At 65.3% G+C, this 16,176-nt stretch carries 11 protein-coding genes and 1 tRNA gene; 4 read left to right on the top strand and 8 right to left on the bottom strand.

Annotated features, from left to right (window positions below):
• Positions 1–46: 46 nt before the first annotated feature.
• Positions 47–1,351, bottom strand: a complete 1,305-nt coding sequence (locus HZB49_RS08895; protein WP_291610231.1) for a sorbosone dehydrogenase family protein — start codon at positions 1,349–1,351, stop codon at positions 47–49.
• Between the two features lie 90 nt (positions 1,352–1,441).
• Complete coding sequence (locus HZB49_RS08890) at positions 1,442–1,711, bottom strand: hypothetical protein (protein WP_291610229.1); 270 nt, start codon at positions 1,709–1,711, stop codon at positions 1,442–1,444.
• Between the two features lie 258 nt (positions 1,712–1,969).
• On the opposite strand from HZB49_RS08890, the gene HZB49_RS08885 reads away from it, so the two are divergent.
• The gene (locus HZB49_RS08885) at positions 1,970–2,155 is read left to right on the top strand and encodes a hypothetical protein (protein WP_291610227.1); all 186 of its coding nucleotides are present in this window, start codon (positions 1,970–1,972) and stop codon (positions 2,153–2,155) included.
• Between the two features lie 55 nt (positions 2,156–2,210).
• Here the strand turns inward: HZB49_RS08885 and HZB49_RS08880 are convergent.
• The 6 genes from HZB49_RS08880 to HZB49_RS08855 form a co-directional block, all read right to left on the bottom strand.
• Positions 2,211–2,284 (bottom strand) — tRNA-Cys (locus tag HZB49_RS08880).
• Positions 2,285–2,524: 240 nt separating this feature from the next.
• Positions 2,525–3,241, bottom strand: coding sequence for a tRNA-uridine aminocarboxypropyltransferase (locus HZB49_RS08875; RefSeq protein ID WP_291610225.1), 717 nt, complete (start codon positions 3,239–3,241; stop codon positions 2,525–2,527).
• 35 nt (positions 3,242–3,276) lie between these two features.
• On the bottom strand, positions 3,277–6,381 hold the full coding sequence (locus tag HZB49_RS08870) for an efflux RND transporter permease subunit (RefSeq protein WP_291610223.1): 3,105 nt from the start codon (positions 6,379–6,381) through the stop codon (positions 3,277–3,279).
• A complete protein-coding gene (locus tag HZB49_RS08865; RefSeq protein ID WP_291610221.1) occupies positions 6,381–9,509 on the bottom strand; it encodes an efflux RND transporter permease subunit in 3,129 nt (1,042 codons plus the stop codon). Before HZB49_RS08865 ends, HZB49_RS08870 begins: the two co-directional genes overlap by 1 nt.
• A gap of 37 nt (positions 9,510–9,546) precedes the next feature.
• Positions 9,547–10,824 carry an efflux RND transporter periplasmic adaptor subunit gene (locus HZB49_RS08860; RefSeq protein WP_291610219.1) on the bottom strand — a complete coding sequence of 426 codons (1,278 nt, stop codon included), beginning with the start codon at positions 10,822–10,824 and terminating at the stop codon, positions 9,547–9,549.
• Positions 10,814–12,256 (bottom strand): efflux transporter outer membrane subunit, encoded by a 1,443-nt coding sequence (locus HZB49_RS08855; RefSeq protein ID WP_291611157.1) that lies wholly within the window; start codon positions 12,254–12,256, stop codon positions 10,814–10,816. Before HZB49_RS08855 ends, HZB49_RS08860 begins: the two co-directional genes overlap by 11 nt.
• 430 nt (positions 12,257–12,686) lie before the next feature.
• Here HZB49_RS08855 and HZB49_RS08850 point away from each other — a divergent pair, with 430 nt between their 5' ends.
• Genes HZB49_RS08850 through HZB49_RS08840 form a run of 3 tightly spaced genes read left to right on the top strand, consistent with a single transcriptional unit; the run spans position 12,687 to position 16,164 of the window.
• Complete coding sequence (locus HZB49_RS08850) at positions 12,687–14,000, top strand: FAD-dependent oxidoreductase (protein ID WP_291610217.1); 1,314 nt, start codon at positions 12,687–12,689, stop codon at positions 13,998–14,000.
• Between the two features lie 2 nt (positions 14,001–14,002).
• On the top strand, positions 14,003–14,884 hold the full coding sequence (locus HZB49_RS08845; protein WP_291610215.1) for a DUF1365 domain-containing protein: 882 nt from the start codon (positions 14,003–14,005) through the stop codon (positions 14,882–14,884).
• Between the two features lie 53 nt (positions 14,885–14,937).
• Complete coding sequence (locus HZB49_RS08840) at positions 14,938–16,164, top strand: cyclopropane-fatty-acyl-phospholipid synthase family protein (RefSeq protein WP_291610213.1); 1,227 nt, start codon at positions 14,938–14,940, stop codon at positions 16,162–16,164.
• The last annotated feature ends 12 nt before the right edge of the window (positions 16,165–16,176 follow it).

Below are 16,176 nucleotides of genomic sequence, written 5' to 3'. Positions count from 1 at the left end.
TTGGCCCCAAAGTCAAAGCCTCACCCAGGAATCTCGAGCGATCGCGCTATCCCGCGCCCGTGACGCGCCAGATGACGTCGCCGACGTCATCGGCCACCAGCAGCGAGCCGTCAGGACCGAGCGTGACGCCGACGGGGCGGCCGTAGGATTCGCGCTCGTCGGGCGCGAGAAAGCCGCTCAGGATGTCCCGCGCCGGCCCGGACGGGCGCCCGTTCTCGAACGGCACGAACACGACCTTGTAGCCGCTCAGCGTGCTGCGATTCCATGAGCCGTGCTGCCCGATCGCCATGCCGTCGGGAAAACCGGGAAGCGTGCCTGCCGGCATCCAGCACAGGCCGAGCGATGCCGTGTGCCCACCCAGCGCATAGTCGGGCGTGATGGCGCGAGCGACCAGAGCCGGATCCTGCGGCACGCGATCGTCCACCGTCTTGCCCCAGTAACAATAGGGCCAGCCGTAGAATCCGCCGTCGCGGACCGAGGTCAGATAATCGGGCGGCGTCTCGTCGCCGAGGCCATCGCGCTCGTTAACGACGGTCCAGAGCACGCAGGTGTTTGGCTCCCATGCAAGGCCCACCGCGTTGCGCAGGCCACCGGCGAAGATACGGCTGCTCCCGCCGGCAAGGTCGAGCTCGTAGATGGCCGCCCGCCCCTCCTCGACCTCCATGCCCATTTCGCCGATGTTAGTGAGGGAGCCCACGCCCGCATAGAGCTTGCGGCCGTCAGGGCTCGGCAGCAGGCTTCGCGTCCAGTGCCCGCCGGGCTTGAACTCGACGAGCTTGCGGCCCGGCGCCTTGATGCGGTCTGCGCCGTGCGAATAGGGAAAGGCGACAACACCGTCGGTGTTGCCGACGTAGAAAGTGTCGCCGACGAGGGCCATGCCGAACGGCTGGCTCAAGCCTTCCATGAAGGCTCCGCGCGTTTCGGCAACGCCGTCGCCGTCCCTGTCGCGCAACAGCGTGATGCGGTTCGCGCTGACGCCAAGCGCGTCGGCCCGCTGCATCGTGGCCTGCATCGCGTAGTGAAACACCGACCTCGGACGTCCGGCGATCTGCGTCGATTCGGCGACGAGCACGTCGCCATTGGGCAGCACGTCGATCCAGCGCGGATGGTCGAGACCGGTGGCAAACGCGTTGACCTTCAACCCCGGCGCCGCCTGCGGCAGTTGACCGCCGGCCCATCCCCTCGCCGTCGGCATCTTGAGCGTCGGGATCGCACCTTGAGGCCTGGCTTGCGGAATCTGCGGCGCGCTGCCCCATGCCGCCTCGGGCGGCTTGCCCTGTAGCCGGCGCCAAAGCAGCGCGGCGCCGCCGATCAGCGCGACCAGCCGCGCGAAGACGCCGGAAAAGCTCATGCAACGCTCCCGATCAACAACGGTTGGCCCGATCGGAGAGCGGTACCACGGCTGGGGTTGCGTCCAAAGCGGCGGCGCGGCCGGGATGGCTTATTGCGCCGCCTGATCGAATGCCGCGCGACAGGCCTCGCTCAAGCTCGGCTTGTTGCGGCGAAGGCAGGCGGTGATGGCGCGCACGTTGGGGATCTCGCCGGCGCAAAGGCGGTAAACGTCGGGGGTACAGGCGCGGCGCTGGTCGGGCGTACCCTGGTATTGCGCAAAGGCCGTGCCGCCGGCAAACAGGGAGAGAAACAGGCCGATTGTGCAACCCTTGCGCGCACGGCTGGTGAAGGCTCCGAAACGCAAAGACCTCGGCTTCATGGCGGCGTCTCCCGGATCAGGCTGGCGCCGGCGCGGCGCCTTTGCTAGTCACAGGCGATACCGGAAATTAATTTCGCCGAATGTGATTTTTCTCACATTGGGCCTCTTCCACGGACGGGTAGGTTCCGCGACGGGGAAAGCAACACTTCAGTAACCAAAGTCGTCGCCCGGGGCCGGATCGCTAAAATTCGAACGATCCGTTCAATCCGAAGACAAAGCCGATTTGCGACCTTCCGCGACAAGAAGCGGGAGAGCGCCATGAGCGAAGTTGAGTTCGACCTATTGCTGGACGCCGTACAGACGGCGATCGCGCCTGATTTTGAGGAGGAATTTGTGGCCCAATCATTGCCGCTTCGACAGCCGCTACCGCGCGCCGCCAATGACAATGATCGCAAGGCCTGGCCGCTGATCCCGTTCCCCGAGGGCTGGCACGCCGCGTCCTGACGCCGGAGTTCCCACGGCCTCTGATGTAATCGAGCCAAGTGCTTGATTATATGGATGGAGGCCACGACCAGAATTGAACTGGTGTAAACGGTTTTGCAGACCGCTGCGTAACCACTCCGCCACGTGGCCCCACCGCGGGCACTCATATACGCCCTGTCGGGGATAGGCAACCGAGGCTGCTCCAGCCTGTTCCGCCGGCTCTTCCGAACATCCACAGCGACAGGAAACGCCGCCGGATCGCTCCGGCGGCACCAAATTCCTGACGATTGCGTTAGCGGCCACCGCCGCCACCACCAGCGTGGACAGGGCCTGGTTGAAGCGCGGGTCAGTGTAATCCATGTGCGTGGCCGAGAAAGGCGGGAAAGAAGCTCAGCCGCGCTTTCGACGCCGAAAATCCCGCTTCTTCGGCTTGGGCGCGAGTTCCGGCATGTCGCGTTGAACCTCGCGGTAGCGCGCCAGCATCCGCTCGAAGCTGGCGTTCAGCGTCGCCGCGATGTCCGGTCGCTTTTCCAGCGCGCCGAGCACGAGGCCCGCGGCCTCGATGGTGGAAAGCCCGTCGCGGCGCGGTTCCTTCCGCAGATGCCCGTAGCGCGAAGGCTGCCGCGGCCCGAGGATCACGCGCTGGCACTTCAGCATCCAGGCATTGCGCCACCACAGCGCCTTGGCCTGGCTCCAGGTGCCGTCAAGCAGCACGATGCCTTCGATGTCTTTCAGAATCGCGCGCTGCCCCTGCTCCACCTCGCCCTTGCGGTTGATGGCGACGATCTCGGCATCGGTGTCGAGTTCGCTCACCTTGGCGGACCCGAGATAGAGCACGGCCCAGCGCGAGGGATCGCGCGCAGGCCGCCCCAGCGCCTTCGACAGGCTCGGCCAGGACAGGCCGATCTTCACCACCGCACCCTTGAAGTGGCGCGCGGTCAGCCGCGCCGTGCCAAGCGCGCGGTCCTGCTCTTGCGGATGCTGCAGGATCAGGACCGCGATACGGTTCTCGATCGGCGTGACGCTGTCGCAGATGCAGAGCGGCATCGGCTTGCCGCAATGCGGACAGTCCGCGATGGCCTCCATGGTCTCGGCGTGTTCTGACATGCGCCCGCTATACGCTTGGCGGGCCTGAATTGGAACTATTCCGCAGGTGCGGCCACCCGCCTCGGCTCGGACCGCCGCCGCAGCCGGTCGATCAGGAGATAGATCACGGGCGTGGTGTAGAGCGTCAGGATCTGCGACACAAAGAGCCCGCCGATGATGGTGATGCCGAGCGGCCGGCGCAGCTCGGTGCCCGGTCCGGTCGCAATGACCAACGGGATGCCGGCGAACATCGCCGCCAGGGTCGTCATCAGGATCGGGCGGAAGCGCACGCTGCAGGCCTCGAAGATCGCCTCCGCCGACGAAAGGCCGCGGTGCCGTTCGGCGTCGAGCGCAAAGTCGACCATCATGATGCCGTTCTTCTTGACGATGCCGATCAGGAGAATGATGCCGACAAAGGCGATCACGGTCAGCGGCGTATCGGTGATCTGCAACGCAAGCAGTGCTCCTAGTCCTGCGGACGGCAGGGTCGAGATGATAGTGATGGGGTGCGCGAGGCTCTCATAGAGCACGCCGAGCACGATATACATCGCCACCAGCGCACCCAGGATCAGCAGCGGCTGCCGGCCGCTGGTCTTGTTGAAGTCGCCGGCATTGCCGTCGAAACTGCCGCGAATGCCCTCCGGCATGTGCAGTTCCTCCACCGCGCGCTGGATGTTGTAAGTCGCAACTTCCAGCGGCACGTCGGGCAAGAGGTTGAACGACACCGTGGTCGAGGGGAAGGATTGCGAGTGGAACACGGCGAGCGGCGACAAGGTGCGCTCGTAGCGGACGACGGCCGACAGCGGCACCTGCGCGTCGTTGGCGCCGGCGACGAAGATGCGCTCGAGGTTGGAGGGATCCTGCTGGAATTTCGGATCGATCTCCAGCACGGTCATGTACTGGTTGCGCTGGGTATAGATCATCGAGATCTGGCGCTGCGCGAACGCATTGTTCAGCGCATTGTCGATGTCTTGCACGCGCACGCCGAGCGCGGAAGCCTTTTGCCGGTCGATCTTCAGCGACAATTGCAGCCCGCCGGGATCGCGGTCGGCGGAAATATCGGTGATCCCCTCGACCGTCTCCATCCGCTTGGCGACGATCGGCGCCCATTTCTGCAGCAGGTCGAGATCGGTGCTGGTGAGCGTGTATTGATAGTCGGAATCGCTCTGCCGCCCGCCGGCCCGGAGGTCCTGCGCGGCGAACATGAAGAGGCGGATTCCCGGAACCGGGTAAAGCGCCCGGCGCAGGCGGTCGATCACCTGTGCCGTCGATGCGCCGCCGCGCTCCTCCGGCGGCTTCAGGCTGATGTACATCGTGCCGCGGTTGGAGGTGCCGCCGCCGGGGCCGACGGGGCTGCCGAGCGACGAGCCGACACCGGCCACTGCCGGATCCGCCATCACGATCTCGGCCATCCGCTGCTGCAGCTTGAGCATCGCCTGGAACGAGATGTCGGGCGCCGCGCGGGTTGCGCCGATCACAAAGCCGGAATCGTCGGTCGGGAAATAGCCCTTCGGGGTCTTGATATAGAGCACCACCGTCAGCGCAATGGTGGCGAAGAACACCAGCAGGGTGAGATATGGAAAGCCGAGCACGATGCGCAGCGTCCATTCGTAGAAGCGCACGATCGCGGACAGCGTGCCCTCCACCACCCGGTCGAACCAGGTCGCCCGGGCGGAGGTCGCTTCCTTGATGTAGTGGGCGCAGATCATCGGCGTGATCGTCAGCGAGACCACGGTGGAGACCGCAATCGCAAAGGTCAGCGTCAGCGAGAATTCGCGGAGCAGCCTGCCCACGATGCCGTCCATGAATATCAGCGGCGTGAAGGCGGCAACCAGCGAGAGGCTGATGGAGAGCACCGTGAAGCCGATCTGCCTGGCGCCTTCCAGCGCCGCCGGATAGGGAGCCATGCCCTGCTCGAGGTTACGGTACATGTTCTCGATCATGACGATGGCATCGTCGACGACGAAGCCGACCGAGATCGCCAGCGCCATCAGCGACAGATTGTCGATGGAGAATCCGGCAACCCACATGCCGGCACAGGTTCCGGCGAGCGCCAGCGGCACCGAGACGCCGGCCGCGATGGTCGGCGTGGTCCGGCGCAGGAACAGAAACACGACGAACATCACCAGGAACACGGTCGCCAGCAGCGTGAACTGCATGTCGAGCACGCTGGCGCGGATCGTCCCGGTGCGGTCGACCAGGGTCGATATCTCTACCCCGGCCGGGATCCACTGCTTCAGCTCCGGGACCAGCGCGCGCACGCGGTCGACCGTCTCGATCACGTTGGCGTCGCCCTGCTTGGTGATCTGGATCAGCACCGCCGCCTGGCGGTTGAACCATGCGATCGAGCGGCTGTTGCGCACGCCGTCCTCGATCTCGGCGACGTCGGACAGCCGCACGAAATTGCCGGCCGAGCTCTTGATGAAGATGTCGCGAAACTCGGCGGCCGTGCGCATCTGCTTGTTGATCGAGATGGTCTCGCTCTGCCGATCTCCGTTGAAGATGCCGGCAGGACCGAGCGGATTGGCTGCGACGATGGCCTGCCGCACATCGTCGGTCGCAATCCCCGCCTTGGAAAGCGCCACCGGGTTGAGCGCGATCCGCACCGCCGGTTGGTCGGCGCCGGAGACGTTGACCTCCCCCACCCCCGGCACCTGCGAGATGCGCTGCGCGATCACGGTGTCGGCAACGTCGTACATCGCACTGGTCGAGATCGTCTTCGAGGTCAGCGCCAGCACGAACACGGGCGCGGCGGACGGGTTCGCCTTGCGGAAGCGCGGCAAGGACGGCAGGTCGCTGGGCAAATCCGCAAGCGAGGCGTTGATCGCGGCCTGCACGTCGCGCGCCGCACGGTCGATGTTACGGCCGATGGAGAACTGCAGCATGATGCTGGTCAGGCCGAGTGAACTGGTCGAGGTGATCTGATCGAGCCCCGCGATCTGGCCGAGCTTGCGCTCCAGCGGTGCCGCCACCGTCGAGGCCATCACCGACGGATCGGCGCCCGGGCGCGACGCAAAGACCCGGATCACGGGAAAGTCGACATTGGGCACGGAAGCTACGGGAAGGTTTCCGTAGGCGACAACCCCGACCAGGAACAATCCGATCGCCAGCAGCGTGGTGCCGACGGGCCTTCGGATGAATGGCTCGGAGATCGAGGCCATCACTGCATCCCCTCGGTGGCGCCGGCGGCGGTCGGGCCCGGCGGCCCCGGATCGGGCACCGCCTTCTCGATGCGGCGATTGAGCCGGTCGAGCGCAAGGTAGATGACGGGCGTGGTGTAGAGCGTGAGCACCTGGCTGAGCAGCAGGCCGCCGATGATGGAGATGCCGAGCGGAAAGCGCAGCTCCGCGCCGGTGCCGCTTTCGACCGCGAGCGGCAGCGCGCCGAACAGCGCGGCCAGCGTCGTCATCATGATCGGGCGGAAGCGCAGCAGGCATGCCTGGACGATGGCGTCGGTCGGCGACATGCCCTTGTGGCGCTCGGCCTCCAGCGCGAAGTCGATCATCATGATCGCGTTCTTCTTGACGATGCCCATCAGCAGAATGATGCCGATCAGGCCGATGACCGACAGATCCTGTCCGAAAAGCATCAGCGCCAGGATGGCGCCGACGCCGGCCGAAGGCAGCGTCGAGAGGATGGTGATCGGGTGGATGTAGCTCTCATAGAGCACGCCGAGCACGATGTAGATGGTGACGATGGCGGCAAGGATCAGCCAGGGTTGGCCCGCCAGCGATTTGGAAAATTCCGCCGCGTCGCCGGCGTAGACGCCCACGATGCTCGAGGGCATTCCAATCGACTTCTCGATCGCCTTGACCGTCTCCACGGCATCGCCGAGCGCCTCGCCCGGCGCGAGGTTGAAGCTGAGCGTGACCGCCGGGAACTGCGCCAGATGCGAGATCGCCAGCGGCGCGGTAGTGCGCGTCAACGTCGCCACCGCCGACAGCGGTACCTGCGCGCCGGCCACGCCCGGCAGATAGAGCTTCGACAGCACCGACGGGTCGCGCTGGTACATCGGCAGCGCCTCCAGCACAACGCGGTACTGGTTGGCCTGACCGTAGATCGTCGAAATCTGCCGCTGGGCGAAGGCGTCGTTGAGGGTGTCGTTGACCGCCTGCAGGCTGACGCCGAGCTGGCCCGCGCGCTGGCGGTTGATGTCGAGGGAGGCGCGCAGGCCGCCTTCCTGCGCCTCGGAGGAGACGTCGCGGAACACGCCATCGCGCCGCATCTCGGCCACCAACCTGTTGGCCCAGACGCTGACCTCGCCGGCATCGGTGCCGGTCAGCGTGTATTGGTACTGCGAACGGCTCGACTGCGTCGAAATCTGCACGTCCTGCACCGGCTGGAAATAGATCGTCATGCCGGGAATCGAAGCCGTGCGCTGCTTCAACCGCGCGACCACCGCGGCAATGCCGTCGTGACGCTCGCCGCGCGGTTTCAGCGTCATGACCAGCCGCCCGACATTGGTGGTCGGGTTGACGGAGCCGGCGCCAATCACCGAGACGACCCCGACCACGTCGGGATCGGCCTGGATGATTTCCGCCGCCCTGCCCTGCCGCGCCTTCATCTCGGTAAAGGATACGTCGGGTCCGGCCTCCGTCACCGCCGTGATCGAGGCGGTGTCCTGCAGCGGCAGGAAGCCCTTCGGCGCGATCACATACATCAGCAGCGTCGCGATGATGGTGCCGAACGTCACCAGCAGCGTGGCGCGCTGCCGCTGCAGCACCCAAAGCAGGGTGCGGTGGTAGAAGGCGACCATGCGGTCGATGCCGCGGCTCACCGTAGCCAGGCCGGGAACCGCGATCTCCTCGTTGAGATGCTTCAGCATCCGCGAGCACATCATCGGCGTCAGCGTCAGCGACACGATGGCCGAGGTGACCACCGCGATGGTCAGCGTCAGCGCAAATTCGCGGAACATGCGCCCGACCAGGCCCGACATGAACAAGAGCGGAATGAACACCGCGATCAGCGACACCGTCAGCGAAATCACGGTGAAGCCGATTTCGCTGGCGCCTTTCAGCGAAGCCTCCATCACGGACTCGCCGTCCTCCATGTGGCGGACGATGTTCTCGATCATGACGATGGCGTCGTCGACCACGAATCCGGTGCCGATCGTCAGCGCCATCAGCGACAGATTGTCGAGGGAGAATCCGGCGAAATACATGATGCCGAAGCTGGTGACGAGCGACAGCGGCAGCGCTACGCCCGCGATGATCGTGGCGCGCAGCGAGCGGAGGAACAGCAATACCACCAGCGTCACCAGCACCACGCTGAGGATCAGCGTGAACTGCACGTCGCGCACGGAAGCGCGGATGGTAACCGTGCGGTCGCTGACGATGTGCAGGTTGACGCCGGCCGGGATCGCGCGCTGCACCTTTGGAATCTCGGCGCGGATCAGCCGCACCACCTCGATGACATTGGCGCCCGGCTGGCGCTGGATGTCGATGATGACGGCCGGCGTGCCCTGGTACCAGCCGCCGGTGCGGTCGTTTTCCAGCCCGTCGACGATGACGGCGACGTCGCCGATGGTAACCGGCGAACCGTTGCGATAGGCGATGATGATGGGCTTGTAGGCCTCCGCCGCCGCAATCTGGTCGTTGGCGGCGATGGTGTAGGATTGCTGGGTGCCGTCGAGCGATCCTTTCGGGCCCGAGACATTGGCACCTGCGATAGCGCTGCGCAGGTCCTCCATGGAGATGCCGTAGGCCGCGAGCCGCGCCAGATCGGCCTGCACCCGCACTGCAGGTTTCAGGCCGCCGAGGATGGAGACGCGGCCGACGCCGGAAATCTGCGACAGGCGCTGGCCTAGAATGGTGTCGGCGATGTCGCTCATCGCCCGTAGCGAGATCGTCTCCGACGTCAGCGCCAGCGTCATGACCGGGGCATCCGCCGGGTTGACCTTGGCGTAGGTCGGCGGATACGGCAGGGTTCGCGGCAGGATGCCGGCGGCCGCATTGATTGCGGCCTGCACGTCCTGGGTGGCGCCGTCGATGTCGCGGTTGAGGTCGAACTGCAGCGATATCTGGCTGACGCCGAACGAGCTCGTCGACTGCATCGACGACAGCGACGGGATTTGCCCGAGCTGCCGCTCCAGCGGCGCCGTTATCAGCGAGGCCACCACGTCCGGGCTTGCGCCGGGCAACTGTGTCGTCACCTGCACGGTCGGGAAATCGACCTGCGGCAGCGCCGATACCGGCAGCGCCCAGTAACCCAGCGCACCGCCGATCAGCAACGCAACCCCGAGCAGCGAGGTCGCGATCGGCCGGCGGATGAACGGTTCCGAGACGCTCATGGCTGCGCGCTCATGCTTGTCCTGTCAGTATCGACGGTCACTGCTTCGCGCCGCCGGACGATCCCGCCTTGGCGTCAGGCGCACGGCTGCGCTTGCGCGGCGCGAGGTCGGCACCCGGCGCGGCATCGTCCCTGCCGATGAAGACCTTCGCGCCATCGGAGAGATTGGCGAAACCGGTCGTCACCACGCGATCGGTCGGCGCAATGCCGCTGGCGATGACGGCATCGTTCTCGTTCTGCTGCGTCACCACGATCGGCTTGGCGGTCGCAATCTCGCCGGGCCCGATCACGTAGCTGAAGGTTCCCACGGGTCCGCGCTGCACCGCAGAGGTCGGAATGACGATCGCCTTCGGGATCGTTTCCACCCTCAGTCGGACGTTGACGAACTGCCCCGGCCAAAGCTGAAAGTTCGGATTGGGGAATTCGGCCTTCAGCTTCAGCGTGCCGGTGGTCTGGTCGACCTGGTTGTCGATGCCCTTCAGCGTGCCGGTATCGACGACGGTGACGCCGTCATTGCCGAACACGTCGACCGAAAGCGCGCCCTTGGCGGCGGCCACGTTGACGCGCACGATTTGCTGCTGCGGCAGGCTGAACCACACCGCAATCGGCTGCAGCTGCGTCAGGACCACGAGGCCCGTAACGTCCGCGCCGCGAATGATGTTACCCTGGTCGACCTGGCGCAGGCCGGCGCGGCCGGAAATCGGCGCGATGACCTTGGTGTAGCCGAGCGTGGCGGCGGCGTTGTCGATCGCGGCCTGGTCGGCCTTGATCAGCGCTTCCTGCTGGGCGACCAGTGCCCTTTGCGTGTCAGCCTGTTGCTTGGAGCCGGCGTTGGAAGCCGCGAGCTGCTGATAGCGCGCCAGATCGAGCTTCTGATTGACCAGCAGCGCCTCGTCCTGCGCCTTCTTGGCGACGGCCTGGTCGTACTGCGCCTGATAGATCGCCGGATCGATCTCGGCGAGCACATCGCCCTTCTTGACGTCCTGACCCTCGGTGAAGTTCACGGCGATCAACTTGCCGTCGACCTGCGCACGTACCGTGACCGTGTTCAGCGCGCGGACAGAGCCGACGCCTTCGAGATAGACCGGCACATCCTGCACGCGCGGCGTTGCCGCCAGCACCGGCACCGGCAGATCCGGACGCACATTGGCGTTGCGGACGCTGCTCTTCTGCTGCCAAGCCAGCCAGCCGATGTAACCGAGACCGCCGAGGATCAGCATAGTGATCAGCAACGAAACGCTGCGCCGGAGCACGGAGCGCACCACGCTCCTGCCTGCGGCCTTCGCGGTTTCGTTCAACTCCGGCTTAAAGAGCATTGACCGGCCTTTCCATCCTAGGCTCCCAGCCGCCCCCCAGCGCCTGATAAAGGCTGACGATCGCCTGCAACCGCGCCAGTTGCACCTGCACCAAGGCGTCTTCAGCCTGAAATAGTGTCGTCTGCACGTTTAGCACAGTCACGATGTCGGCAGTTCCTGCCCGCAACTGGTCACCGGCAAGCTGGTAGGCCCGCCGCGAGGACGCGACCACATCGCGCTGCAGACGCAACCTGATGGTGGTTTCGCGAACGTTGGTCAACGCGGTGTCGACGTCGGCAAAGGCCTGGACCACGGTCTTGCGATAGGTTTGCAGCAGCTCGTCCTGCTTGGCCTTTGCCAGCTGGAAATTGCCGAGGATCTTGCCGCCGTCGAAGATCGGCTGCGCCGCGCTGCCGACGAGCTGGAAGAAGGCGGCATGCGGCTGGAACAGCGAGACCAGTGCCGAACTCTGGTAGCCGCCATTCCCGGTCAGCTGGATGCTCGGAAAGAACTGAGCGCGGGCATTGCCGATATTGGCGGTGGCCGAAGCAAGTTGCGCCTCCTGCCGCCTGATGTCCGGCCGCTGCGTCAACAATTCGGACGGCAGGCCCGGCGTTACCCGCGGAATCGCGATCCGGTTCAGCGAGCCACCGGTGACATTAATGCTTTCCGGCGGGCGCGACACCAGCGTCGCCAGTGCGTTGATGTTCTGCTGCAGGGTCTGCCGGAGCGGCGGCACCAGCGCGCGCTGGTTGGCGAGCACGCTCTCCTGCTGGGCGACGTCGAGATCGTTGCCAGTGCCGGCGCTCAGCCTCTGCTTGATCGCGTCGAGAATGCGCTGGGCGCTGGCGATGTTGCGCTCGGCGACGCGCAGGCGGTCCTGCGCCGCCAGCACCTGGAAATAGGCGTTGGCGACGCTGGTCAGCGTCGTCAGCGCCACGACATCGCGATCGAAGCGGCTGGCAACCGCGGTCTCTTCGGTAGCCTGTGCGGCATCGCGGTTCTTGCCCCAGAAATCGAGCTCGTAGCTGGCGCTCAACGAGGCCTGATAGGTTACGATCTCGCGTCCGCCATTGGTGAGGCCGGACGAACTCGAGCCCGAGGTGCGCGAATAGGTCTCCTGACCCGTGCCGGAGAGAGACGGAAACAGCGGCGCGCCGGCGACGCGCGCCTGGGCATCGGCCTGCAGGAAGCGCGCGGTGGCGGCGGCAATGTCGAGATTGACCGTCTGCGCTTCTTCCATCAGCGTCGTCAGCTCGCCCGAGCGGAAACCGCGCCACCAGTCGAGCGTCGGCGGCGCGTCCATCGGATTCTTCGTGCCCGCCGCCTTGTAGCCCGGCGGCACGTCCAGCGCCGGATCGGGCAAATCTGAAGTGAGCAGGCAGCCGGACGAGCCGAGCGCCAGGCAGAGCGCCGCAACCCAGCGCGCGGCGCGGCGCGAGGCGGCACCCAACGCCTCCGAAAACGCCGTCCCGGCAAGGGTCTGTGTCACACCCTTGCTCCGCTGGATGCCTTTTCCGCGCACAGCCGCGCCGAATCGGTCCCGGCCAAGGCGCGGGCGGCATTACGGGAGCTGAATTGCATCGATTTCACAGGGTGATGCTTGCATTGGAACCTGGACCGTCATCCTAGCCCTGCGACCGGGGGGCGGACAGTCCTGCGGCACTCGTAGGGCGGTTGTCGGTGCAAGCGCGCAACAGCACCAGGGACGGCCAACTTGTCCTTATTTCATAGGCATTTCTTCGATTCCGGGCGGCTCGGAGGCCGGCAAATCTTACCAAGATTTCATGGGGCTTTTCCCCCGTTCCGGCCCGTCTCCCGTTTGAAACCCCACCCCTCGGCCTGACGTACCTCTGCTGCACAGCAGAATGAGGGGCAGCAATATGCGGGTCGCGGTTATCGGAACGGGAATTGCCGGCAATGCCGCGGCCTGGACCTTGTCGAAGCGCTATCCGGTCACCGTCTATGACCGCGAGCTTCGGCCGGGCGGCCACAGCCATACCGTCTCGATCGACTATGACGGCACGCCGATCTCCGTCGATACCGGCTTCATCGTCTACAACGAGCTGAATTATCCCGGCCTCACCGCCCTGTTCGATCATCTCGGCGTCGAAACCGTCGAAAGCTGCATGAGCTTTGCGGTCACGGCGGATGCCGGCCGTTTCGAATGGAAAGGCGGCGGCGAGAACTGGATTCAAATGGCCATCGGCCTGTTCGCGCAGCCGCGCAATCTGCTGTCGCCGTCCTATCTCTGGATGCTGCGCGACATCCTCACCTTCAACCAGCAGAGCGTCGCCGACCACAAGGCTGGAAAGCTCGCCGGCATCACGCTCGGCGAGTACTTTCGCCGCAACCACTTCGCCCCGCGCCTGCTCACCGACTATCTCGCTCCTATGGGCGCCGCGATCTGGTCGGCCCCGGCCGACCAGATGCTGAACTTTCCGGCGGAGAACTTTGTCGCCTTCTTCAGCAACCATCGCCTGCTGCAATACGACCGTCCGGTCTGGCGTACCGTGAAGGGCGGTAGCAGGAACTACGTCGAGAAGCTGACGGCGGCATTCGGCGACCGGCTGCGGCTCGGCTGTGGCGTCACCTCGGTCGAGCGCACGGCAAACGGCGTCGTCGTCCACGACAGCCAGGGCAGGCAGGCGACCTACGATCACGTGGTCATCGCCGCACACAGCGACCAGGCGCTCGATATGCTCTGCGATGCCGACGCGGATGAGCGGTCGATCCTCGGCGCCATCGGCTATGCGCCCAACACGGTCTATCTGCACCGCGACGCGCGCTTGATGCCGAAACGGCGGCACGCCTGGGCGTCATGGAATTTCCTGCGCTGGCAGCGCGAAGGCGTGCCGGTCAACGACGTCGCGGTGACCTACTGGATGAATCGCCTGCAGGGCATCGACCATTCCAAACCTCTGTTCGTCAGCCTCAATCCGCCGTTCGAGCCCGACCCCGCGATGACCTTCGGCAAGTACATCTGCGAGCACCCGCAATATAATGCCGCCGCCTTTGCCGCCCAGAAGCGGCTCGGCGAAATCCAGGGCCGGCGCCGCACCTGGTTCTGCGGCGCATGGACCGGCTATGGTTTCCATGAGGACGGGCTGCGCTCCGGCCTCGAAGTGGCGCAGGCGCTGGGCGCCACCGCGCCGTGGCGCGAGCTGCCGGTGGAGCTCGCGGAAGCCGCGGAGTAGCCATGGTCCAGCCGACCACCAGACACGAACACGAAGACGCGGCCGCACTGTATTTCGGCGAAGTGATGCATGCGCGGCTGAAGCCAAAGGGCCATCGCTTCAGCTACCGCGTCATGAGTCTCCTGATCGACCTCGACAGGCTTGAGGACGCCGATCGGCAATCCCGGCTGTTCGGCGTCAACCGGGCATCGCTCTACAGCTTTAACGAAGCCGACCACGGCAAGCGGGACGGCTCCTCACTGCGTGCGCATGCACAGGCTTGCGCCGCCGGCCACGGCATCGACCTTGCCGGCGGCAAGGTCCAGCTGCTGTGCTATCCGCGCCTGCTCGGCTTCGCCTTCAACCCGCTGTCGGTCTATTTCTGCCATCGCGCCGATGGCGGCCTTGCACTCCTCATCTACGAAGTGCGCAATACCTTTGGCGACATCCACTCCTACGTGCTGCCGGTCAGGCCCAGCGAGGCCAGCGCGGCCGGTATCCGCCAGCAGCAGGACAAGCAGTTCTACGTTTCGCCGTTTGTCGAGATGGCGATGCGCTATCATTTCCGCATCTTGCCGCCCGCCGAAACCGTGCGGCTGCGCATCCTCGAAACTGACCGCGAAGGTCCCCTGCTTTCCGCCACCTTCAGCGGCCGGCGCGGGGCACTCACAACGGCTGCGCTGATGCGTTCGTTCATCGCGCTGCCGCTGGTCACCCTGAAGATCGTTGCAGCGATCCACTGGCAAGCCCTGCGGCTGTGGCTGAAAGGCGTGCGACTGGTGCCGCGCCCCGCTGCCGCAACTGCGAAGACAGACACGTTGCCGGTTGGCGAAGGGAACCAATATGCTAGTCTGGCGTTGCCTGCCCGCGCCAAGGCGCTTTGGTCCGGTGGGGGCCGAAGCTGATTCGGTCCCGTCACGGGGAAATGTCGGACCTGGGGCAGCACGGTGGACTGCCCATGGCTGATCTGATCACGGTCACTTCGGACACGGTGGACGAACTGTTGACGGACCTGCCGCGCATGGTCCGCCTGGCGCTCGGCTACGGCTCCCGACTTCAACGCGGCACGCTCGACGTGACTTTGCCGGACGGCCGCACCGTCCGGCTCGGCGGCAATGGGCCGGGACCGGTCGCCGCCATGAATGTCCACGATTTCGCTTTTGCGGCGCGCCTGCTCCGCGGCGGCGACATCGGCATCGCCGAGGCCTACCTGCGCGGCGAATGGGACACGCCGGACCTGACGCAATTCCTGTTCCTGTTTTGCGTCAACCAGGACTGGATGCAGACCATGCAAATCGGCAAACCGCTGATGCGTTACTTCCAGGTGGTCAGGCACTGGTTCAACCGCAACACAAGGCGGCAGGCGCGGCGCAACATCTACGCGCATTACGACATCGGCAACGCCTTCTATTCGGCATGGCTCGATCCGAGCATGACCTATTCCTCGGCACTGTTCGAGGAGCACACGACGGACCTGACTTCGGCGCAAACCAACAAATACCGCAGGCTGTCGGAAGCGATCGACCTGAAGCCTGGCCAGAAGCTGCTTGAGATCGGCTGCGGCTGGGGCGGCTTTGCCGAATTCGCCGCCCGACAGGGAGCGAAGGTCGTCGGGCTCACCATCAGCCGAGAGCAGCGCGACTTCGCGCAACGCCGCATCCAGGAAGCGGGCCTTGCCGACAAGGTCGAGATCAGGTTGCAGGACTATCGCGACGAACGCGGCTGCTATGACCGCATCGCCTCCATCGAGATGATCGAAGCGGTCGGGGAGCAGTTCTGGCCAAAATACTTCTCACAATTGCGCGACCGCCTGCTGCCCGGCGGCCTCGCCGGCATCCAGGCCATCACCATCCAGGACGAACTTTTCCCGAGCTACCGTCGCGAGGTGGATTTCATCCAGCGCTACGTTTTCCCGGGCGGCATGCTGCCATCGCCGCAGGTGCTCAAGACGCTCGGCGAGACCTTTGGCGTGCCCGTCATTCGCGAACGCATTTTCGGGGAAGATTATGCCAAGACGCTCGCGACGTGGCGAAGCAATTTCCGCGAGGCATGGCCCAAGCTGATGCCGCTCGGCTTTGACGACCGGTTCCGGCGATTGTGGGAATACTACCTCTCCTATTGCGAGGCCGGATTCCTGTCGGGAAATATCGACGTTCGCCAGGTCGTCTTCGCGAAATCCGGATAGCAGCCGCGCAAT

Origin of the sequence: Bradyrhizobium sp. (assembly GCF_016219575.1) — a bacterium.
In the GTDB taxonomy this organism is placed as follows: Bacteria; Pseudomonadota; Alphaproteobacteria; order Rhizobiales; family Xanthobacteraceae; genus Bradyrhizobium.
Note: the sequence above shows the minus strand (reverse complement) of the source record. Positions and strands in the feature narration are given on the sequence as shown.

Coding starts and splice junctions, on each gene's coding strand:
- HZB49_RS08895 (WP_291610231.1), bottom strand. CDS start 1,351: ATGAGCTTTTCCGGCGTCTTCGCGCGGCTGGTCGCGCTGATCGGCGGC.
- HZB49_RS08890 (WP_291610229.1), bottom strand. CDS start 1,711: ATGAAGCCGAGGTCTTTGCGTTTCGGAGCCTTCACCAGCCGTGCGCGC.
- HZB49_RS08885 (WP_291610227.1), top strand. CDS start 1,970: ATGAGCGAAGTTGAGTTCGACCTATTGCTGGACGCCGTACAGACGGCG.
- HZB49_RS08875 (WP_291610225.1), bottom strand. CDS start 3,241: ATGTCAGAACACGCCGAGACCATGGAGGCCATCGCGGACTGTCCGCAT.
- HZB49_RS08870 (WP_291610223.1), bottom strand. CDS start 6,381: ATGGCCTCGATCTCCGAGCCATTCATCCGAAGGCCCGTCGGCACCACG.
- HZB49_RS08865 (WP_291610221.1), bottom strand. CDS start 9,509: ATGAGCGTCTCGGAACCGTTCATCCGCCGGCCGATCGCGACCTCGCTG.
- HZB49_RS08860 (WP_291610219.1), bottom strand. CDS start 10,824: ATGCTCTTTAAGCCGGAGTTGAACGAAACCGCGAAGGCCGCAGGCAGG.
- HZB49_RS08850 (WP_291610217.1), top strand. CDS start 12,687: ATGCGGGTCGCGGTTATCGGAACGGGAATTGCCGGCAATGCCGCGGCC.
- HZB49_RS08845 (WP_291610215.1), top strand. CDS start 14,003: ATGGTCCAGCCGACCACCAGACACGAACACGAAGACGCGGCCGCACTG.
- HZB49_RS08840 (WP_291610213.1), top strand. CDS start 14,938: ATGGCTGATCTGATCACGGTCACTTCGGACACGGTGGACGAACTGTTG.